The 19,855-nt window shown below is 62.1% G+C and carries 22 protein-coding genes; 14 read left to right on the forward strand and 8 right to left on the reverse strand.

Annotated features, from left to right (window positions below; translation table 11 throughout):
* Window positions 1-54 precede the first annotated feature (54 nt).
* A complete protein-coding gene (dnaB, locus tag RLW41_RS02665; RefSeq protein WP_414463372.1) occupies window positions 55-1,542 on the reverse strand; it encodes a replicative DNA helicase in 1,488 nt (495 codons plus the stop codon).
* A 504-nt stretch (window positions 1,543-2,046) separates the two neighbouring features.
* Here dnaB and RLW41_RS02670 point away from each other — a divergent pair.
* The 14 genes from RLW41_RS02670 to RLW41_RS02735 all read left to right on the forward strand — a co-directional run bounded on the left by RLW41_RS02670 (window position 2,047) and on the right by RLW41_RS02735 (window position 14,216).
* Entirely contained in the window at window positions 2,047-2,277 is a 231-nt protein-coding gene (locus RLW41_RS02670; protein WP_414463373.1) for a hypothetical protein, read from the forward strand.
* Window positions 2,278-2,691: 414 nt separating this feature from the next.
* A complete protein-coding gene (locus RLW41_RS02675) occupies window positions 2,692-2,991 on the forward strand; it encodes a hypothetical protein (protein WP_414463374.1) in 300 nt (99 codons plus the stop codon).
* A 44-nt stretch (window positions 2,992-3,035) separates the two neighbouring features.
* Window positions 3,036-4,382, forward strand: coding sequence for a type IV secretory system conjugative DNA transfer family protein (locus RLW41_RS02680; RefSeq protein ID WP_414463375.1), 1,347 nt, complete (start codon window positions 3,036-3,038; stop codon window positions 4,380-4,382).
* A complete protein-coding gene (locus RLW41_RS02685) occupies window positions 4,382-4,756 on the forward strand; it encodes an HNH endonuclease (protein ID WP_414463376.1) in 375 nt (124 codons plus the stop codon). The genes RLW41_RS02680 and RLW41_RS02685 overlap by 1 nt, the downstream gene beginning before the upstream one ends.
* Window positions 4,753-6,459, forward strand: coding sequence for a hypothetical protein (locus RLW41_RS02690; protein ID WP_414463377.1), 1,707 nt, complete (start codon window positions 4,753-4,755; stop codon window positions 6,457-6,459). Before RLW41_RS02685 ends, RLW41_RS02690 begins: the two co-directional genes overlap by 4 nt.
* The gene (locus RLW41_RS02695; RefSeq protein WP_414463378.1) at window positions 6,456-6,659 is read left to right on the forward strand and encodes a hypothetical protein; all 204 of its coding nucleotides are present in this window, start codon (window positions 6,456-6,458) and stop codon (window positions 6,657-6,659) included. The genes RLW41_RS02690 and RLW41_RS02695 overlap by 4 nt, the downstream gene beginning before the upstream one ends.
* On the forward strand, window positions 6,656-7,489 hold the full coding sequence (locus RLW41_RS02700) for a hypothetical protein (protein ID WP_414463379.1): 834 nt from the start codon (window positions 6,656-6,658) through the stop codon (window positions 7,487-7,489). The genes RLW41_RS02695 and RLW41_RS02700 overlap by 4 nt, the downstream gene beginning before the upstream one ends.
* Window positions 7,486-8,304, forward strand: a complete 819-nt coding sequence (locus RLW41_RS02705) for a hypothetical protein (RefSeq protein WP_414463380.1) — start codon at window positions 7,486-7,488, stop codon at window positions 8,302-8,304. Before RLW41_RS02700 ends, RLW41_RS02705 begins: the two co-directional genes overlap by 4 nt.
* A complete protein-coding gene (locus RLW41_RS02710) occupies window positions 8,301-9,179 on the forward strand; it encodes a hypothetical protein (protein ID WP_414463381.1) in 879 nt (292 codons plus the stop codon). Before RLW41_RS02705 ends, RLW41_RS02710 begins: the two co-directional genes overlap by 4 nt.
* A 2-nt stretch (window positions 9,180-9,181) precedes the next feature.
* Entirely contained in the window at window positions 9,182-9,640 is a 459-nt protein-coding gene (locus RLW41_RS02715; protein ID WP_414463382.1) for a hypothetical protein, read from the forward strand.
* A 199-nt stretch (window positions 9,641-9,839) separates the two neighbouring features.
* Window positions 9,840-10,322, forward strand: a complete 483-nt coding sequence (locus RLW41_RS02720; RefSeq protein WP_414463383.1) for a helix-turn-helix transcriptional regulator — start codon at window positions 9,840-9,842, stop codon at window positions 10,320-10,322.
* A 53-nt stretch (window positions 10,323-10,375) separates the two neighbouring features.
* The gene (locus tag RLW41_RS02725; protein ID WP_414463384.1) at window positions 10,376-11,143 is read left to right on the forward strand and encodes a hypothetical protein; all 768 of its coding nucleotides are present in this window, start codon (window positions 10,376-10,378) and stop codon (window positions 11,141-11,143) included.
* Window positions 11,140-12,180: a glycosyltransferase gene (locus tag RLW41_RS02730; protein WP_414463385.1), complete on the forward strand. Its 1,041-nt coding sequence runs from the start codon at window positions 11,140-11,142 to the stop codon at window positions 12,178-12,180. The genes RLW41_RS02725 and RLW41_RS02730 overlap by 4 nt, the downstream gene beginning before the upstream one ends.
* 29 nt (window positions 12,181-12,209) lie before the next feature.
* Window positions 12,210-14,216 (forward strand): hypothetical protein, encoded by a 2,007-nt coding sequence (locus tag RLW41_RS02735; protein WP_414463386.1) that lies wholly within the window; start codon window positions 12,210-12,212, stop codon window positions 14,214-14,216.
* Window positions 14,217-14,749: 533 nt separating this feature from the next.
* Here RLW41_RS02735 and RLW41_RS02740 read toward each other — a convergent pair.
* From RLW41_RS02740 to RLW41_RS02770, 7 genes are all read right to left on the reverse strand, one after another.
* Window positions 14,750-15,592 (reverse strand): hypothetical protein, encoded by an 843-nt coding sequence (locus RLW41_RS02740; RefSeq protein ID WP_414463387.1) that lies wholly within the window; start codon window positions 15,590-15,592, stop codon window positions 14,750-14,752.
* 213 nt (window positions 15,593-15,805) lie between these two features.
* Entirely contained in the window at window positions 15,806-16,117 is a 312-nt protein-coding gene (locus RLW41_RS02745; RefSeq protein WP_414463388.1) for a hypothetical protein, read from the reverse strand.
* A gap of 319 nt (window positions 16,118-16,436) precedes the next feature.
* The gene (locus RLW41_RS02750; protein WP_414463389.1) at window positions 16,437-17,066 is read right to left on the reverse strand and encodes a hypothetical protein; all 630 of its coding nucleotides are present in this window, start codon (window positions 17,064-17,066) and stop codon (window positions 16,437-16,439) included.
* 290 nt (window positions 17,067-17,356) lie between these two features.
* A complete protein-coding gene (locus tag RLW41_RS02755; protein ID WP_414463390.1) occupies window positions 17,357-17,821 on the reverse strand; it encodes a hypothetical protein in 465 nt (154 codons plus the stop codon).
* A gap of 102 nt (window positions 17,822-17,923) precedes the next feature.
* Complete coding sequence (locus RLW41_RS02760; RefSeq protein WP_414463391.1) at window positions 17,924-18,577, reverse strand: hypothetical protein; 654 nt, start codon at window positions 18,575-18,577, stop codon at window positions 17,924-17,926.
* A gap of 317 nt (window positions 18,578-18,894) precedes the next feature.
* Window positions 18,895-19,458 carry a DUF2726 domain-containing protein gene (locus RLW41_RS02765; RefSeq protein ID WP_414463392.1) on the reverse strand — a complete coding sequence of 188 codons (564 nt, stop codon included), beginning with the start codon at window positions 19,456-19,458 and terminating at the stop codon, window positions 18,895-18,897.
* A 56-nt stretch (window positions 19,459-19,514) separates the two neighbouring features.
* Complete coding sequence (locus RLW41_RS02770) at window positions 19,515-19,700, reverse strand: hypothetical protein (RefSeq protein ID WP_414463393.1); 186 nt, start codon at window positions 19,698-19,700, stop codon at window positions 19,515-19,517.
* Window positions 19,701-19,855 lie beyond the last annotated feature (155 nt).

The following is a 19,855-nucleotide window of genomic DNA, read 5'->3' on the forward strand; positions in this document are numbered from 1 at the left end:
TCGGCGGACCCCTTCTCATGGAGGGCGCCACAAACCTCCTGACACCCTCTCCCCTCAGTACGACTGGTACGATGAAAAGCTGGTGGTCTCGGGCGTGAACAACAGCCGCACGGTATCGGTGGGGCCCTTCCGGTTTTTCGAGATGATCAGCTCGGTGATGCCCCGCGCCTTCTCGAGCCTGTCCTTCATCTCCATCACCTTGCGCCGGTCGGCGTCGCTTGACAGGTCGGTTTCAGATGCGCCCCCAAGTGCCCGCGAAATATAATAATCGTCGCGGTACAAGAACGCGACCACGTCGGCATCCTGCTCGATCGACCCGCTCTCCCGCAGGTCGGAGAGTTGAGGCCTTTTGTTGTCCCGCGCTTCCACGCTGCGCGACAATTGAGAAGCCGCGATGACCGGGATGTTGAGGTCGCGCGCGATCTGCTTCAGCCCCTGGCTGATGTCGGAGATTTCCTGGACGCGGCTCGCCTCGCTGCGCTTTCCCGGTGACGTGAGGAGCTGCAGATAGTCGATGATGAGGACGCCGATGCCGTACTGGCGTTTCATCTGGCGCGCACGCGCCCTCAGGGCGTTGATAGGCAACGCGGGCGTGTCGTCGATATAGAGCGGCAGGTCCGCAAGTTGCCCGGCCGCCGCCATCATCCGGTCGCGGTCCTTGTCCGACAACCGCCCGTTGGCGATGAGCTGGCTGTTGATGCCGGCCTTCGATGCCGTCAGCCGCTGCATCAGTTGTTCGGCTGACATCTCCAGGCTGAAGATGCCGACGGCCGCGCCGTTATCACCGCCTTCCGAAAGCCGCTCGGCCGCATGCTCGGCGATGTTCAGGAGAAGGCTGGTCTTCCCCATGCTGGGTCGGGCGCCGAGGATGATGAGGTCGCTGCGCTGGAACCCGCCGAGCAACCTGTCCAGGTCCGGAAACCCGCTTGCCACGCCGATGATGCCCGTGCCGCTCTGGCGCGCCAGTTCGGCATGCTCGATCATGTTTTTGAGGCTTTCGCGGACGCTCCGCGTGGTGTTCGTGCTTCCGGTTTCCGACAACCGGTAAAGCTCGTCCCCAGCCTGGCTCAAGATCAGGCCAATGTCTTCCGGCGTCACCGCCTTCTCGGCCGCACTCTTCACGCCGTCGGCAAGACCGATCATTTGCCGTTGGACGTACGTTGTTTGAATCACTTCCGCGAGACTCTTCACGTCGCTTGCGAGCGCGCCGCTCTCGAACATGTCTTTCAGATGAGGATAGAGATCCTTCTCCGCATCGAAGGGCGACCCCTTCAGTTCCTGCTTGAGGTTGATCGGATTCGCTTCCACGCCCCGCACGTTGATCAAGCGTTCCATCGCTTCAAAGACAGCGGCATGCAGCGGAATGTAAAAGTGCTCGGGCCGGACACTGCCGCCCAATTCGTCGTAGAGCTTGTTGTTGACCATCACCGCGGCGATCAACGCTTGCTCTGCGGGAATGCTATGCGCAGACGTCCTCGGCGCGACGTTGGACGGCCCTGCGGCCGCAATCGTCAGCTGACGGACATTCCCCGAAATTCCCACATGTCAAATATGCCGCCAAATCCCTTACACGTCACCGCGCGTGCCACTTTGCTGCGCAGTTAATCCCTCCAAACTCCCTCAACCCGAAACTCCGCCGCCGACCTCCAGCGGCTTTTCCTGCACTACCTTTGCGCAACTTTCCGGCCCTGTCCGTTTCCCCGCTTTCGGAGCCCCTCATAATGGGGACGAACGAAAGCACGGACACTGGCACGACGCCCCTTCCCCCTTCTCCAGGAGGGACAAGACCCCGAAGGTCTCGCCGCGCGCGTCGCCTTCCATCTCCACCGCCTCAACATCACCGCGTCCGCGCTCACGGCGGCGACGGGCCTGCACCGCACGGATGCGCTCGCCATCCGCAATGCCCGCATCATCCTCGGCGACAACGACCTCGACCTCCTCGAGCAAGCACTGGCGCTACCACGCACGGAATTCACGCGGTCTCTTCTGGACGATGAACAGCGCGATTGGAGCTTCTACCGCATCTCGGCGCGCCACACCGCCGCTGTGTGGAGAAACGTCGGCAATCACGTCACGCGCGCCGGCTACGCTATCAGCGATACCGCCGACATCCTCCGCATCGACCGCGCCAACGTCACGCGCGCCATTGCGGGACAACCCTCCCTCGTTCTGCAGCGGCCACCGGCGCAGCGCCTCAGTACCGCACTTCATCTGCGAAACGCGGAAATTTTTCTCGAAGGCTTGGAGATTTCGCCTGCGGACCCGTTCACCCGCTAGCGCGCTTGAAAGAAAATCGCCCCTTCGCCTCCCCAAAAAAATCCCGCGAAGTTCTAAACAAGCAACGGCGCTGTCCTCCGCGCACCGCGAGGGGCAATATTTTGGCACCCACATAAATCGCCGCAAATCCGCATGTATAATGATCATCCGCACCGCACTCATCCACAGCCTGGCACGGCGTGGCGCGTGTAGCATAGTTCAGATGCCCGCCCAAAATCGGAATTACGCCACATTGCCGTCCGTTTGCGTGCGATGATTGCGAACCCGGTGCTGCGGCGCTTTTGAAGCGTACGCGGAGGCAACGGGGTTCCTCACGACCAAGCATCCCCCCGGCTCCCGTCAAGCGGAGCCTCGCCCGACGCGTCCTTCACCGGCGCGCAGCACCACCCGATTTCTCTTGGGGGGAGGTTCCGCGTGACCAGGAAAACCGACGTCTACGACCAGCTCTTGAACGTCATGCAAGGCTACACCGCCGACGGCGACGTCCGAGGCGCCCCCATCGCCATGCCCGGCGGAAACCTCGCAATCGGGCAGCTAGGCCTCATCCTCAATGCGCTGTTCCGCGATCTCGAACAGCACATCCCCGAACAGATGCAAAGCGACGCCGTCAGGACCGCGCTGATCCTCGTGCTGGTGCGGTGGCTGAAGCTGCTCGGATTGCTCACCGCCACACGACTCGGGCGCATCGCCCGCCGTGTCGCCCCGACCCACTGAACCGCCCTTGTTTGAATTTTCGAATTTGAGTTGAGGCACACTTCATGGCGAAGCGCAAAACCGGCCCACAACACGGCCTGATGCTCGGATGGGCCGAAAAGGAAAAGCGGGACGGATTTCCAAAGCCCGTCTGGCACGACGACCGGGAAGGCCACCTCATCACCGTGGCACCGACGGGCGCCGGAAAGGGGGTTTCGTGCATCATCCCCGCGCTTCTCACGTGGCAGGGGCCCGCGATCGTCATCGACCCCAAGGGCGAAAACTATGCGGTCACCGCGACGCGGCGGCGCGCCATGGGCCAGAAGGTGCATGTCCTCGACCCCTTCGGCGTGACCGACTGCATCCAGCGCGCCTCCCTGAACCCCTTCGACACGCTGGGGCCGGTGAAGAAGGCTACCGCGGACGACATGCGCGTGCTCGCGGAATCCGTCGTGCAGGAACGCGCACTCTCCCGCAACAACGACCCCTACTGGGACAACCGCGCCATCACGCTGATCACCGAAGCCATCGGCCATTGCTGCCTCGGTCTCACCCAACCCAACCTTCGCGACATCCGCATCGTCGTCGAATCCTATGACGAGTGGTGCTGCGTGGACCGGCATGGCGACGCGCCGCGCGTTTGCCACGCCGGAATCCGTTTCGGGTTCAACCCGCGCGGCATGGCGACGGACAGGACCCGCACCTGCATCACCTCGACGGCCATCGACCACCTCGCCTTCCTCACCGACGGCGCCGTCAGCGACAGCCTGTTCAACTCCACCATCGATTTGAAGAAGGTCGAGCGCGGCGACCCGATGACTGTCTACCTCGTGGTGCCGCCCGACAAACTGCTGACCCACGGCAAGCTGTTGCGGCTGTGGCTCCTCACGCTGATGTCTGCGTTGTCCAAGCGCAGGACAGCGCCCCGTGTTCCCACGTTGCTCCTCGTCGACGAAGCGGCCCAACTCGGCGAACTGAAACCGCTCACCACCGCCATCACGCTCATGCGCGGCTACGGCGTGAAGGTGTGGACGTTCTGGCAGGACCTCTCGCAACTCAAGGCCACCTACGCGAACGACTGGGAATCCATCCTCAACAATTCCAGCTTCCACCAATACTTCGGCGCCGCGACGCCCATGGCGGCCCGGCTGCTCCAAGACTACCTCGCCGACACCTGCCCGCGTCCCGTCACCGCCCTCAAGCCCAACGAGCTGGCGCTCTACCGGCCCGGCCAGCGTGGCACTGTGGTGCGCACCCCCAACTACCTCAACGATGCGATGTTCGCCGGACTCTTCGAGAACAACCCCTTCCACGCCGCGCAACCCGAACTCGCCCTCGTGGACGAGGACTTCGAAATTGAAGAACGCGAAGGGGCGACGGTGCTGACCTTCCCTAAACGGGAGGAAGCGTGATGGATGGACGCGTCATCCTCGTCCTGCCAGGGACCAAAGCCAACACCCACGCCGACCGACCTCTGGAGGCGCCGCGCATAAACCACCCTACGAGGCATGATTCCCTCCGGCGCGCCCAGCTTTTCCAGGAGCAGGAAGGGCTTTGCTTCTACTGCCGCGAACCGATGATGCCGAAGCCTTTTCTCCGGCCGATCGCACCACGCGCCCTCACCCTCGAGCACCTGACCCCGCTCTCCGAAGGCGGCAGTCGCCGCTTTCCCAACGAGGTGGCGGCCTGCAACCACTGCAACAACCAGCGCGGCACAACCTCATGGCTGCTCTTCTATTGCCTCAAAGAACTCGAACGGGATGAAAGCGGGAGCGCCGCCGCATGATCACCCGCGTCACCCAACGACAGGTCACCCATGTGCTGGCAGGGCGAAACGTCACCGGCCGACCCTACGGGGCGCCCATTGCGTTCCCTGACAGCCCGATGAAGCTTCTCAAGCTCCAGGCATGGATCGGCACCGCCTTCGATAAGGACGGGCCCCGGCTCACCGTCGCGCAGCGCACGGCCCTGATCCGCAAGCTCGCCCACTACATGATCCGCACGGGGAAATTCGACGCCCTTCGCGCGGCCAGCGCGGTCAATCACCTGCGCGCGCACCCCGAGCTACTCACCACCAGGCTCTCGTTCGCCGGCGCCATCGCCGTCGCCGAGGACCAGCAGCGGCACATCGCCAACCAGCACAACAAGGCGCGCCGGCGGGACGTCCTCAAGGACAGCGCCGACACCCCGTATGCGCCGCCGCCCGTCGTCCACGTCGACGGCCCCTTCGTCTTCGAACAGCTCATCCACCCCCGCCACCTCGCCGATGCGGGCACTGAGGCCGGAAACTGCCTCGCGGTCGACAAGCATGTCCTGCCGATCGCCAACCCGCTCTATTGGACTTCCATCAATCGCAAGGGCGCATGCCTCTACGCAGTCAGGCGGGACGGCTCCCTCCGCATGGTTTTTCTCGTCGCTGCGAACCGCGTGACCGAAGCCGCAATCCTCTCCCCAGACCCCGACCTCAAAGGCGCGTTCTCCCGCTCCCTCGCTGCCCTTGCACCTGCCGCCACCCCTATCGCGCCGCCCCGCCGTTTATCCCGCCGCGCGCCCCGCCCGAACCCACCTTCCGAGCCTCCGCGCATCTCCTTCACCGACATCGCCCCCGCCCTGAACGGCCATATCCCCGGCGGACCCGACTTCAAGCCGCTCGCATTCCCTACGACGACGGCAGCGCGCGACCTCCTGATGAATGCGATGACCGACTTCGCGCGCCTCGCGCCTTACCACACCCTCGACGACCGACTACGCTTCGCGCGCAAGGTCGCGGTGTATCTCGTGCGTCACCCAAAACCCGAAGACGGCTTCGCGCTTGTCCGTGGCACCGCCTACTTCGCCCAACACCGCGCCGCGCTCAGGACACGCCTCAGCTTCGCCGGAGCCGCCCGCTTGAACGGACTCATGTGGCGCCAGTTTGATAATCGCCAAGACAAAGTCGCGTTCACCAGACTCAAACGCCTGATGGCTGCGCCTTGTTGCCAACCGCTCGTCCTTCTCGAGAAGGACGGCTTCCGCCTCACCATGCTGACCCACCCCCGACACCTCGCCGACCTCGGCGGCGTGGCCGACACCCCTTTCGTCATACGCCGAGGCCGCCAGTGGTACCCGCAGCCGCGCATGTGGGGTCAAGCCCACACCGGACACCGCCGGTTCTTCACGCTCTGGCGCGGAGACAAGCTCTGCGTGGCCTTCACCACCATGTTCAGCACCCTCTCCGAGATGCACACCTTCGTCCCTCACGACATCCTTTCCAGCATCTTGGCTGACTGTGTCCCGGCCGTCGAAGCCATCACCGGCCATCTCAATCCGTTACGGAACGATCTCTGGCCACGTCCCGAGTCCGAAAGCCTGCGCTTCGAGCCCTCCGGCCAGCCGCCCAACTGGATCCATCCCAAGCACAGGAACGCGCCGCCATGTGGAGCAAGGGAGAATTCACCGCCGACCTCATCCTCCGCGAGCGGATCAACCCCGGAAGAGGACGAGGCATGACCGAGCTTGAACGCGCCTACGCCCAAATCGAAAGCCTGGCCTGGAGACTCTCTCGCATCATGGCGGTTTGCGACCAGCTGCAGGTGGCGCTGACCCATCCCTCATCGCCCGAACTCGCGAAGCTCGCGCTCACCGCCTTCCGCACGCTGATCGAAGACTACCCGGAACCGCAACCCATGCCTGGGAAACCCTTGTCATGACCGAAGACGACATCCGCGCAGAAGCCCACCGCCTCATCAGCGGCCACGGCGACTTCCCCGCCATCGCCTTCCCGCACGACCCCTGGGCGATGGACGCCGTGGTCAAGTGGACCCGCATGTTCCTCGAAAAGGCGGGCGAGACGGCATCCCACCTCCACCTCGCCCTCTTCATCAGGAAGCTCGCCATCCACATCGTGCGCACGGGCAAGGCTCATTACTTTTTCACCCACTACGCGATGGGGTCCGCCTACTTCGCCCGAAATCCCCACACGCTCGAAACCAAGCTCACCTTCGGCGGCGCCATGAAGCGCGAGTTCGACAGCACCTCCGCGCGATTCCGCAAGATCGACGGGCCTGAGCGCGACACGACACGGACCGACCTCAAGTCGCGGCTCACACCCAAACCGCTCCTCATGGTCCACGGCGACTACACGCTGCACCAATTGGCCCACGCCCAACACGTCCTCGAAGCCGGCATGCTCGCCGATAACTGCCTGATCCACGAGGTCCGCAATACGATCCTCCCCAACCCCGCGTATTGGATCCCCATTAAGAACGGAACACGGCTGCTGTTCGCCCTCAGCCACCGCGACCGCCTATCACTCCTCATCTCCGTGGTGGACGGTGTCGTCACCGAAGAGGAATTCCTCGACGACGCTCACGACCTCCAATTCGTCATGCCCGCCGTCATCACCACTTTGCACGGCCTCCTCGGCGTCCTCTGGCCATCCCGCGCCAGCATGGTATGGCCCATCCCGCCGGAACCGCCGCTGCCCCTTCCCCCCAACCCCAACCAGCTTCACTTTTCCTTCTGGGGGAGCGCGCCATGACTACCACCGAAGTCGCCCTTCTCGTGCAGCGGGTCATCGCCGGCAAGGAAGGATTCCCGCCCATCCGCTTCCCGATCGACCCGCGCGCCTCCAGCATCGTCACGCGGCACGCGGCCGTTTTCTTCCTCATCCGCCCCTCACTCACCAACCTGCAGCGCATCGCCTACATCCGCAAGTTTGCGCTCTACATCGCGCGCCAACACATTTCCCACCAATTGGAATTTGACCTTCTTTTCGGCACGCAATGGTTCTCAGCCAACCCGAGCGCGCTCACCTCCCGCATGGGCTTCGGGCACGCCATGCGCCTGCAAAAGCAATCCAACGGGCGCCTGCCCAAGAACCACAGCGCCGACCCCAAACTTCTCCGCTCCGACCTCAACCGCCCCTACGTCGATGCGCCACTCCTCGCGGCCTTCGACGGCTACGCGCTCATCCAACTGGTCCATGCCCGGCATCTGGTGGATGTGGGAACCGCCGCCGGCAACTGCCTCAAGCAGATCATCGGCGACGAGCTGCTCCCCAACCCCACCTATTGGCGGGACGTCAAGTCGGGCACGCTCAACCTTTACGCCCTGACGCACGAAGGGCGGCTCTGCCTGGTCTTCGCGATAAGGGACAACCGCATCACCGAAATGGAGACCGTCAACGCGCCGGACACACTCCATGCCGCCATGCGCCGCGCCGCCGACGCCATCGAAGCGCGCATCGGCCCTGTCACCGCACCATTCAACGCCACATCCTGGCCCCGCCATCCGGCGGAGACAAACCCGCCCCATCCCCGTGAAGGGCGCTTCTTCATGGAGGACCCCACGTGACGCCCAACCTTCCCGAACAAGTCAAAAACGTCCTGGCGGGCCGCACCGCGATGGGAGAGCGCGGCTACGGACCGATCGGGTACCCCCGCGACCCCGCCGCCATGAAGGTCCTGCTCCATTGGTCCCGACGTTTCCTCGCAGAATGCGCGTGGCAGGACGACCGCACCCGCACCCTCTTCATCAGGAAGCTGGCGACCTACCTCATTCGACACGGCTACCATGACGACGACCAGATCGATTTCACCAACGGTACGTTGTGGTTCGCCACCAACCCCATCGATCTCCTCTCCAAGATGAGCTTCAACGCCGCCGCGCGGCGACGGGAACAGCATCTCGCAGTCCTTGCCGCCGACCACCGCCGCATCCAGCGCGACCTTCTCCGCTCGGCCATGGCCGTACCCGAGCCGCCCTGCCCGGTGCTGCTCCAGGATGGACACTTTCGTCTCGTCCAATTCGTACACCCGATGCACCTGCTCCGCGCCGGAACAAGCGCCGACAACTGCCTCATCCAACTCATCGCCGGCGAAGAACTTCCCAACCCCGAATACTGGATGAGGATCGCGCGCGGCGAAGCCAACCTGTTCGCCATCACCAGCAACAACAGCCTGTGCGCCGTCTTCTCAATCTCCAACGGCGCCATACGGGAATTCGAGTACGTCAACCCGCCCGCCGACATCCTTGCTTTCCTGCACATGGTCAACGCGGAACTGGAACGCCGCTATGGCCCCATCCGCGACGAGCTTACCCACGTCATGATCGATGGCGAAATGGTCGCCGCCTACGACATCGACGCCCCGCCGGACGACTGCCCAGATCAACAACCCCCGCCCTGCGCACCACGCCTCCCACCCCATCAACACAACCGGGAGAAATGACCATGTTCAAGGTTCCCTTCCACTGCACGCTACGCAACGCTCTCCGGCGCCGCCGCGCGACTGGGCGCGACCCAAGGCGCCCTCTCCACACAACCGCAGAAAAAACGGAGGGCACGCGCGATCTCAACGATACACCCGGCCGCATCAACGAGCCCCGGGAAGAGGAAGCGTTGAAAGACGCAACCCCGAGAAAATTCGTCCCTGACTCCTTCAACCAGTGGATCGCGCGCATCCTCCTCGCCGCCGCGCTTTCCTACATCGTCCCTGCGCTGATCATCGTCGCCCCCGACTTCGCCCGCACCTACGTCCATGTCTGGAAAGTGGTGCTAGGGGCAGAACCCGACTGCGCCTACCCGGCACCCCAAGCGCCCACCGGCGGCTACGATTGCCTCCTCCCCGAGGCACCCGCCAAGCGCGGCGACAGGATCAGCCCGCAACCCCCGGAGAACATTCACCCATGACCCCGACCAAATGCCGTCGGCAGGCCCACAGATCACTTCAACAAGGGGTGTTTTTCATTCATTATGCTGAACTCGAACCCCCATGATGATAACGCCGCTTAACCGCCCCTATCGGCGGTAGGGGACTCATTTTGCCTTCATGACATTTCCACGGCGCGAGCGGGACCGTTCGCGCGCACGCCCGGATTTTGCCAGTCGCATGAAACAGGACCTGCTGCTTTTCGCGTTGCACTTCGCCAGCATTCTTCCCCCGGCAGACCCGTTCCTCCGCCGCGTCTACGCGACCATTGATGACTGGATCGCGAGTGAGTGGGAGCGCAAGGAGGCCATCCGTACCGAAGCGCTTTCCTCAGACGGATGGACCCCGGAACGCCACGCCCGTCTTCGCGACGCGACGCTCACAACCCACCGCCTCGCCAACCGCATCGACGGCATGAGCGAAGCCACTTTCCGGCGGGAACTTGCCAAGCTTGGCGCACCGCCGCCGGGGGAGCTCATCAGGAAGGCCCGCATGCGCCACGCCACCAAGTTGCTCACCCACACGCGGCTCATGATCCACAAGATCGCGAAGCGCTGCGGCTACAAAAGCGAAAAGCACTTCGCCGACGCCTTCAGGGCCGAGTTCCACACCACGCCCTCCGAATACCGGCGCAAATTCATCTCCGGCCCCCCGGACACGTAGCGCTTTCCCCCTTTCCCCACGGCACGCCAAATGTTCCAACACCCGGAGCCCACATGATCACCCACCATGTCGATGACCCACGATGGAACGACGCCATCGTCACCGGCTTTTTCACCCCCGACTATGAACCGCTGGCCATCGCGTTTTCCCAGAACCTCGTCGCCCACGGTGTTCCCCACATGCTCTACGACGTTCCCGCCTCGGCCTGGGAGAATGCCATCCTCCTCAAGCCGATGATCGTCTCCCGCGCGATGAGCGACAACCCCGGCAAGACCATCATCCTCATGGACATCGACTGCGTGATCTCCGGCGACATCGCCGATGCCGCGCGCTTTGAAGGCGACATGTCCCTCTGCCTCTGGGCCCGCTTCAAATTCAACTACGGCAGCAACAAATCGCGCCTGCGGGTCCTGCCGTCCTCCCGCATCATCGCCTTCAAGCAAACCGCTCCCGCCAAGACCCTCATCGAGAACTGGTCGACCCTTTGCGCCCAATACAAGCGCACGAGCGTCCAGACCGACGACGAACAGATCCTGATGCTGGCCCTCGGCGTGACCGATGGGCTTTCGATCAACAACATCCACAAGCGGTTCATCGCCCGCGACCCCGAATACGCCACGCCCGAATCCGTCATCCTCCACTACAGCGCGCATGGAAAAACCATGGCGCTCACCAACGCAAAGCGCCTCAAAACCCTGAAACGAAGGCTCCTCACCGCACTGCTCGGCCGCCCCTACCCCAACCGCGACAAATTCCAGACCCGGGGCTTCGTCGACACCCTCCGCAGCCCGCCCACCACAGACGAAGGAGCGCCGCTGTGACATTGACCGCCGATGTCATCATGCCGATACGCAATGCGGCGCGCTTCATCGTTCCCGCCCTGCAAAGCATCCTCGCCGAACCCGCGCTCGGCGTGCTCATCATCGTCGATGACGGATCGACCGACGATTGGCAGCAGGTAGCGAGCCCTCATCTATGTGGCGCACGCACCAAGATCATCCGCCAATCGCCATCGGGCATCGCGGCCGCGCTGAACCGGGGCCTCGCCGCCAGCACCAGCGTCTACGCCGCACGCATGGACGCCGACGACATCTCGCTCCCGGGCCGGCTTTCCGCGCAAATCTCATGGATGGACGCCCATCCCCATCTCGCAGCGGCCGGTACCCAAGTCACAACCATGAGTGACGACGGAACTTCCGCCAAACGGAGCGCCTTCCCGACCACGCCCGGTGGCCTTCGCGAAGAACTCTACACACGCGGCCGCTGCGCGATCGCCCACCCTTCCGTCATCCTCAGGCGCGCGGACGTCCTTGCCGTCGGCGGCTACCGCGAAAGTTTCACCTACGCGGAGGACTTCGACCTCTGGCTGAGGCTTTCCGAAACCGGCGCCGTCTCCAACATGGACGCGTGCCTGCTCCACGTCCGAACCCATCCCCACCAGGTGTCGCGCGTCCACAAAGTGCGCCAGGCATTCAACCGCGATCTTGCCCTGCTGTCCGCCAGGGAACGCGCCGCCCGACGCATGGATCCCGCCACCGCCGACATCGCGGCGCTCTCCTACCGGGAATTGCAATCCACCACCTACCATCCGGTCATCCGCAAACTCGCCCTTGCCTACGAAGCCATCGAGCTGCTGGCCTCCGGCGCCCACGCCCCGCTCCCCGCCGACGCCGCGCGCGTCATCCCGCACCTTGCCCGCGACCGCTATCTCGGGGACGCCCGCCGCATCCGCTACGACCTCATCACCCGCGCCGGGAAAGACGCCCTCCGTCGCGGCAACCTCGCCGACGCCGTCACCGCCTACGTCACCCTCGCGCGATGCCGCGCCCACGACAGCAAATACCTGCGCACCACCTAGCCACCCGCTTTGTCCGAGGACGCGTATCCATGTCCACCCGCAGCCGCAACCCTGATCCGTCCACGCCTCCCAACGTGCTTGAGCGCTCGTTCCACTGCACCATCGAAGAAGCCATCGCACGCAGCTCCCTCGTGTCCTTCGACGTCTTTGACACCTTGCTGCGGCGCCCCTATGCCGAACCGACCCATCTGTTCGACGCCCTGGGCTGCTCATCGCAAACGCCGTTCTTCGGCCGCGACCGGCGCTTTGCCGAAGCGCGCGCCCGCATCCGACACCACACCCAACGCGACGTCACGCTCGCCCAGATCTATGAGCAGCTTCCCCATCCCATCGACCGGGAACTCGCCTTCGAACGGGACAGCCTCTACCCCCGCACCGACGTCACGGTGTGGCTGTCCCTGGCGCGCGCGGCGGGGAAGAAAGTGGTCGCCGTCTCCGACATGTACCTTCCGAAGCCCTTCATCGCGAGCCTCCTGGCCACGCACCGCCTCGCGGTGGACGACCTCATCGTCTCCTCGGCCGATGACGTGGTGAAGGGCGACGGCTCGGCATTCCGCCTCCTGGCGTCGCGCCACAACGTGCAATTCCGCGACATCCTCCACTTCGGCGACAACCCCCACGCCGATTTCCATGCCCCCGCCGCCCTCGGCATCCGCAGCGTCCTCGTCGCCAACAAACTTCCTCGCAGCGGTGACAACCATCACTTGGCGGACCTCACGCGGGCACTGGAGTCCAACGGCTCCCACCACAGCTCGTCTGTTGCAAGCGTCATCCGCGATTCCCTCGTCAGCGACGGGGTCGGTTCCTTTTGGCCCGACATCGGCCGATATATCGTCACACCGCTGATGGTTGGCTTCGCCCGATGGATCCACGGCGAAGCCCAAGCGGCGGGTTGCGACCGCGTTGCCTTCGCCGCCCGCGACGGCCGCATGCCGCGCGAGGCCTTTCATGCGCTTTACGGAGACGGCGCCGTCGCCACGCCCTATGTGCACCTGTCGCGTGCCGTCGCCCTCAGGGCCGGTCTCGACACAAGGTCCGAAATCGTCCTCTACCAGCTTTGTTCCGGCGTCAGCGCCCCGGTTTCCGATTACATCCGGCGCCTGGGCGACGGCGTCGATGCCCTGCTCCAGCGCGCCGCGAAAGATTTCCACGGCGACCCCATCGTCGGCAAGGACATCGCCCGGGAAGAGCTCGTCGACTTCTTCCACGCAGCGAAGGACGACCTGGCCGAGATCTCGCGCACCGCCCGCCCGCTGCTTTACAGCTACCTCGAACAGCACGACCTGCTGCGCGATCCCTCCCGCGTCGCGGTGGCCGACATCGGCTGGGGTGGCACGGTCGCTTCCGTCCTGTGGCACGCCACCCCGGAAACCCGACAATGGAACTGGCTCTACTTCGGCACCCGCAAGGAATACGAGCCCAGGGACGCCAAGCACAACGCCATGTTCTTCAGCTACGGCATCCCGTTCGAGAACTGGCAGCTGGTGTTCGATTGCGTGGAAATCGCGGAATTCCTGTTCTCCGCGCCGGAACCATCAACCATCGCCCTCGAGGAAACGCCCACGGGCGTGGAACCGGTGTTCGCCGCCGAAGACACGCAGTGGGAAGGATGGGCGCCGCGCGTCAAGGACATGGCGGCCGGCTTCCACGACATGCTACCCGCCTTCGTGCGCCGGGCAAAGGCCCCGCATGGCCTCGTTGTCGACCACGCCACCGTCTTCACGCTCCTCTCCCACATCATCCGCTCGGATAACACCGACGTCATCCGCGAATTCGGTCGCTTGGAGCACCAGCTTGGCCTTGGCGCCTCCAAGTACGAGCCCATCCTGCCCATGGGGCGCATGAAGTATTGGTCCAACATCTGGCGGTTGATGAAGGGCCGCAGCCTCAAGGCGTCTGCCGGACATCACTACTGGCGCAACCAGCTTAGCGGGCAGTTCCTGCGGTCCCTTACCGGCGTCAAAAGAAGGATCGCCGTCAAAGCCCTCAAGGTGCATGCGCGGGGAGGCATCTTCAGGAAGCGGAGACGCCGATGAGCTTTCCCTGCAACAGGCATCCGTTCATCAATCTCCTGCTGTTCGCGACGGCGTCGTTTCTGCTACTTCCGCTCCGCATCATCCCGCACCGCTATCCACGCCGGATCTTTCACGTCCATTTGCGAACAACACACGCGTGCCTACACGTCGCGTGCCCGTGCTGAAAACCTTCGTCGCTGCGTTGACGGCGACCGCCATGTTATGCGGACCCCTCCGCATCGACCCCAAGCTTGAACCGTTTTGCCGTGGCGCGGCATGGTTCGACCGTTACCTGCGCGACAACAATTTTGTCCCGGACGACCGCTATGAATTCCGGCGCGGTCATCACCCGCTACCGTTTCCTTGGCGATATGTTGTGGCTGGCGGTCACGCCAGACGGCCGAGGGTGTTTATCGCCTATGGGACTGCTAAGGCAGCCACCGCGTATTCATCGTTGAATGCCGCCTAAGTTTCGTTCACTCCCCAATGCGCCAGATTTAAACCGTTCCAACAACCTATCCGCCCGAGCACTAACAGCGCCAGTCAAAACACGCTCACTCGCAAATCGCTGTTGTGGAATCCGACACGATATATGGCGCAAGGCGGCTTTGCTCTTGAGGCCGCAGCTTGATGAGGCCAGACCCCCTACTGACGGCAACGAAGGCATCCGCAAGCTTCTGCCAGGATCGCTCGTTGAACGGCTGGTGATGATAAACGTCTATGAGATCAGCACCCAGCACAATGAAATAGACCAGCGGGGTCGTGTCCCGACGCAACAGGTAGATGTTCATCCGGCCGCGCCGCAATTCTTCCAAGGAATGAAAATGCGCCAAACCAGCACGCCTGGAATCCTGAGAAGGCATGCCGAGCGCAACTAGATTGTCATACGTCAAGCGCTCAGCATAATAGCCGGGTTCCGATGAGCGCCAAACAATAGGAAAAGACTTGCCAACCGACATGCCGCGCCACTGTTGGATGTGCTCGAGAAAGTTCGGATTGCGCGCGGCGTTGCGGCGAGACCGCCGCTTTTCCCTTAGCGACTGCTTCAAGATGGCGGACAATCCCGCCCGGCCGGTAATGAGATCCGGATTAAGGGCAAGAAAATATCCCACTCGTGCCATATCGTTATGAAAGTTGACGTCGTTTGCAGGACGGGCATTGGCAACATAGGCAGCTATTTTCCATGCCAGCGCCGTGTGCGTTTCGTCCGTGAGGGTTGGCTGGATCTTGCTGCCCCCGAGCGATTCCACCAAAACGGATAGACCATCCTCAGCCGTTTTTCTGAATTTCGATGAAAGATGAATTTTCTTGTAGCGCATATCCTTGCCCTCGACGGTCTTTTTCATGAGGACATTGGCGATAGCAACGTCCGATGGGGTGGGCGACACGTAGGGCACGGGCATTCTCCACGCGAGACAATAAAGATGCGAACGGCCGCGATGCGGCCGCCAAAAAACTCGACAAATTGGATGCTTAATTTCTGTTAACCAGTATTGGCGAAATGTTGCCGACTTTCCGGCATCACCAGGGCAAGGACACACCGAAAGCGATTTTGTTACCTAAATGTCCACGCAATTAGATGGGCTTGGTAATTGAACCACGCTTGCGCATTACCGTTCTTCGCGCCAACCCTCTTCCAAGGCCGCAATCATGAGCTCCATTTCAGGATCATGGTTTTCGATGACCAAGCGGTTGTGCTCCTTTCGCACGGCGTCTTCCTTCACCTCCTCGCGCTTTTGCCAACGGCGATAGGCCTCACGGCCAATATCGTCAAAGAAAACCCACTCATCCACGCGGCTCAACGCCTGTGACTTTCCTTGGGGAGCTTGGAAACGAATTGCCAATAAGCGACCTGGAAAGGGCTGTTTTGCGGCTTCTTCGCCATCGGCGCCAAACGCGACGCAAGCCCCCGTGCCGACCACACCACCTGAGCCATGTCATATCGGTTGCGCCCACCGACATAATCTGCATTGCAGGCTATCAGAGACGCCAGCATCCTGAGGCCTCCATAGTATCCTACTCGGAATGAAGCGCCGATCGGCATCCGATGATGGCGCCGCTCAAACGGAAACGCCGCCTCATCAGCATACGTCTTCGCTCGGAGCACATAAGCGCATGCGGCATCGCGATCCGAATGGATCGCTTGGTTGATGTGCTCGGCCATGTTGTCGAGTGCCGGTTCAAGCCGCAATTCGAGGCAGAGTTTCGGCCCGGGCATCGGGATGAAAAGAGCGGTCCAACTCATTTTTCGTGAGGGTATTTCTCAAGGCCCTGATGGCGGCGAAACAACCGAAGCCCATCGCGGAAAATCTGCGACTCGATCTTTTCCTCATCCACGCCTTGGCCCGGCGGGATCATGCGCGCCATCTTGATAAGCTCAGGGAACGCGTGCCGTTCCCTCAATGCGGTGTCGATGTCCATCGCCGCAACAGTGCCGGAGAGACGGCCGAGGCCGCCCCACGGCCCGTCGGTGAACCACCCATCCACCTTCTCTTCGCCAAGGCGCATCGCAAAGGCCTTCGCAATCACCAGGTAATGCCTATCCATGCCGGCCGCAGGCGACATGTTCGCTTCCTCCAGCATGTCCGCCATCTTTTCGAGCGTGAAGCTCACGTACTTCGACCGATTCTCTTCGTCGTCCATCCTGCGCTCCACGTCCCGCGCCGCCAGCATGTCACAAACCGCAAGCCGGCGGTACACCCAGGCGAGGTCGTTCATGAACCACATCCGCTCTTCGGGCGAACGCGCGTTGATGATCTCCCCGGCCAGCACTTCGGAATTGGTGAGGAGGTTTTCGTGGATGAGCGCGCGGTCCTTCGACTCCGCCCAGTTGAGGGCGGTCGAGGCGTCGAGCGCAAGGCTGATTTTCAAGGAGGTTTGCTTTCGTCAGTAGGCGGAATATGTATGCCGAAAGTATTCAAAAATCAAGGGCGGCGTGACAGCGCCGCCCCACTGTCACAGCCTTTCGGACCTTATGGTACGGCAAATATCCCTCAAAGCCTTGGACACGGCCTTCCCGTGCGCCGATCTCGCGGCTTCATGCTCCCGCGCAACGGCGCAGATGTGGAGCACAATACGGTTCCGCAATTCCGCCAGTTGTCCCTCCGCATACCGCGACGCGAACGATGACAGCCAAAGATGATCCTTCTCGCTTTCCCGGTTCATCGCGCATGGTCCCAGCAGGTACCGTCCGCGCGACGGCTCATGCCAACTCCGCATGTGCGATAGGCACGCGACCGCTCTTGCAAATCCGCAATCATTGCACGCAATTCACCGAGCGCGCTTTCCAACTGCAGTTTTAACGCCTCAGGAACGGCTTCGGCTTGCGGCAAGACATCGTCAAGCCGGGGACAGTCAGGCGGAGTAGCCGATTTCCCATTCAGAAACCCGATAAGCTTCTTCCCAAATTCAAAGATAACGTCGACCGTAACACGGGCCGTGAATTTCGCGAAGACTTCCTCAATTCTTTCTAGAACAGATAATGCCTTCTCAAAATCCATCAGGTGCGTGCCTGCCTGCTCAAAATGCGACAGGGACTTCATTTCAAACGCTTGTGCCGACGTTCCGGCAGTGCCGAAGACAACGGCTAATGACAAAACGCGCGCAATACCACCTGAACGGGCCATGATGAACCTCCTGGTTCGAGCCTGCATTTAGTATTGCCTGATTCGCGGTCGTAGGTCGAATGTGAGTTACGATTTTTGAATGATGTCTCCGATCGCCTTGTCCTATTTCGCCAATTCGTCCCCTTCCTGCGTTTTTTCTTTCGACCGCGTTCTTTCGAGTCCAACAAGCGCAGCCTTGATCAACCGAGCTTGGCGCAGAAGTTCCGGCGGAGGATTCGATACGACACCGCGAGAAAGGATACCGAGCTGACCCAGGTAGTCCTTCATCACGGAGCCCACACGGCGGGCCCTGTCATTGATCGCCTTATAAAGCGGCTCGTCGGCATTCCGGATGAACTCAGAATAAAGCAACCCCGCCTCGCGATAGGCGTGCCATTTTTCGCCTGCAATAAATTCCTCAATTGAAATCCTGCGGCCGTACTTCTTTGCCCGATCCTGAAACAACAATTCGGCCTTAGGTGGCAATTCAAGCCCACTTACCGGGTCGATAATTGTTGTCCCAAACATTGCCTCCGGATGTGCGACATTCTCGAGCGCAACCACGCAGCCGCTCACAATTTCCTCGAAGACCTTTGGAGAGATATCCTTCCACGCCGACGGATCAGACCTCATCTGATTTTCAAGGGCAACGCGAACGCGTTCCAGAAGGCCGGCGTCGGAACTCACGGCGTCAGTATGGGGTGCGGTGCTGCCGCGTGCAATGCTACCGCGCTTGCTTTTTAATCGTGCCGTTTTCAAAGAAGAATACGCCGCCATTGCCGCCTACACGGAAACCTCATCCAAATGTCTCTTATGGCAAGAGCTTCACGCCTTCCGCCACGGCTTTGCCGCCCTCATCCTCATCGGCTGCGCGCTTTTCCACACTTCGAGGACCAAATCATTTTCGTTCAGCGTCTTACATTAAAAATCGTGGCCGTGCCCCACCGCCACTTGACTGTTGCCGCAAGGACCGCGACCGCGACGGCTTCAATTTCCGTGTCCCCTCTCGATCAATAGGCGATCATGCGTGGCGGCCTCGGCCGGCCCCCTTCTTATTCGTCTTCTGCCCGCGAACAGCCCTTGTTGTTTCTGCCTTACAGGGTCGCCCGACGTTTTCCCCCTCGAGCCAGAATGCCCCGCACCGCCACCGCAAGTTCGGTTTTCACGAAATCCGGCATGACCTCCAGCAACGCAACACCGGCCGAACGGCACGCTTCCTTTTTGACGGCGTCCCTCAGATGCGCCGTCCCCTGATAGTGGCCGGAACCTTGATATTCGACCACAACGACAGGGTAGCCCGCCGCGTCGATGATCACAAAATCCGCACGCTTGCTGTTGATCGAACGGTAGGCACGCTCCGCGTCCGCCGTCTTCTCGCCCTTCTTCAATTTCAGGAATTCGCCGAAACACGTTTGCGCCATCACGCGGTGACTGCTGCCCACGCCTTGTAACGCCTCTTCGAGGACCACCAGCACCTGGAATTCGCCCCGGTTCAGCAACGGCCGTGCCTCGAACGCGACCTTCTCCACAAACCCCAACTGCTTCCTGGGATCGGCCACCTCGTTCGCTACTTTGCTCCGCACAAGCGCGCGAACCAGCCACACACACACGGCGACGACGAGCGCCAGCGCCAGCCACACCAGAAAATGTCCATCCATCCGATGAGCTGACCCCAGAAGAACCCCAGATGGCAACCAAAAACACTGCCTTTGCGCTAAATTCGTCGGCTCACGAATCCAAAACCCAAGAGCAGTCCCCCTATAGAAACCAATACGACGCCCGCCAGCACGGACCGCTCATTGAGCATCTCCGCCACCGTTTGCTGTCCATGATAACCGCCGATAACAAAGAGCGCCCCCGCTAACGCCAATACGGCGCCCGCCACCAGATACCGGTTCATCGCCCCCTCCATCGCTGCATCCCGCCCATCACATCCCGCGCGCTGCTCCGCTGTCCACCGGGATCACCGGCGTTCTCCACACCCCGGACTTCGTCGAATCACCAAGCCGCTGACCCGGCTCCGTCTCACCCATGGAGCCGCCCCGGCCCGGACGT

The sequence above is a fragment of the Hyphomicrobium sp. DY-1 genome (assembly GCF_047497105.1).
GTDB lineage: Bacteria > Pseudomonadota > Alphaproteobacteria > Rhizobiales > Hyphomicrobiaceae > Hyphomicrobium_B.

Coding starts and splice junctions, on each gene's coding strand:
- RLW41_RS02680 (WP_414463375.1), top strand. CDS start 3,036: ATGGCGAAGCGCAAAACCGGCCCACAACACGGCCTGATGCTCGGATGG.
- RLW41_RS02685 (WP_414463376.1), top strand. CDS start 4,382: ATGGATGGACGCGTCATCCTCGTCCTGCCAGGGACCAAAGCCAACACC.
- RLW41_RS02690 (WP_414463377.1), top strand. CDS start 4,753: ATGATCACCCGCGTCACCCAACGACAGGTCACCCATGTGCTGGCAGGG.
- RLW41_RS02695 (WP_414463378.1), top strand. CDS start 6,456: ATGACCGAGCTTGAACGCGCCTACGCCCAAATCGAAAGCCTGGCCTGG.
- RLW41_RS02700 (WP_414463379.1), top strand. CDS start 6,656: ATGACCGAAGACGACATCCGCGCAGAAGCCCACCGCCTCATCAGCGGC.
- RLW41_RS02705 (WP_414463380.1), top strand. CDS start 7,486: ATGACTACCACCGAAGTCGCCCTTCTCGTGCAGCGGGTCATCGCCGGC.
- RLW41_RS02715 (WP_414463382.1), top strand. CDS start 9,182: ATGTTCAAGGTTCCCTTCCACTGCACGCTACGCAACGCTCTCCGGCGC.
- RLW41_RS02720 (WP_414463383.1), top strand. CDS start 9,840: ATGAAACAGGACCTGCTGCTTTTCGCGTTGCACTTCGCCAGCATTCTT.
- RLW41_RS02725 (WP_414463384.1), top strand. CDS start 10,376: ATGATCACCCACCATGTCGATGACCCACGATGGAACGACGCCATCGTC.
- RLW41_RS02735 (WP_414463386.1), top strand. CDS start 12,210: ATGTCCACCCGCAGCCGCAACCCTGATCCGTCCACGCCTCCCAACGTG.
- RLW41_RS02755 (WP_414463390.1), bottom strand. CDS start 17,821: ATGGCCCGTTCAGGTGGTATTGCGCGCGTTTTGTCATTAGCCGTTGTC.
- RLW41_RS02760 (WP_414463391.1), bottom strand. CDS start 18,577: ATGGCGGCGTATTCTTCTTTGAAAACGGCACGATTAAAAAGCAAGCGC.
- RLW41_RS02765 (WP_414463392.1), bottom strand. CDS start 19,458: ATGGATGGACATTTTCTGGTGTGGCTGGCGCTGGCGCTCGTCGTCGCC.
- RLW41_RS02770 (WP_414463393.1), bottom strand. CDS start 19,700: ATGAACCGGTATCTGGTGGCGGGCGCCGTATTGGCGTTAGCGGGGGCG.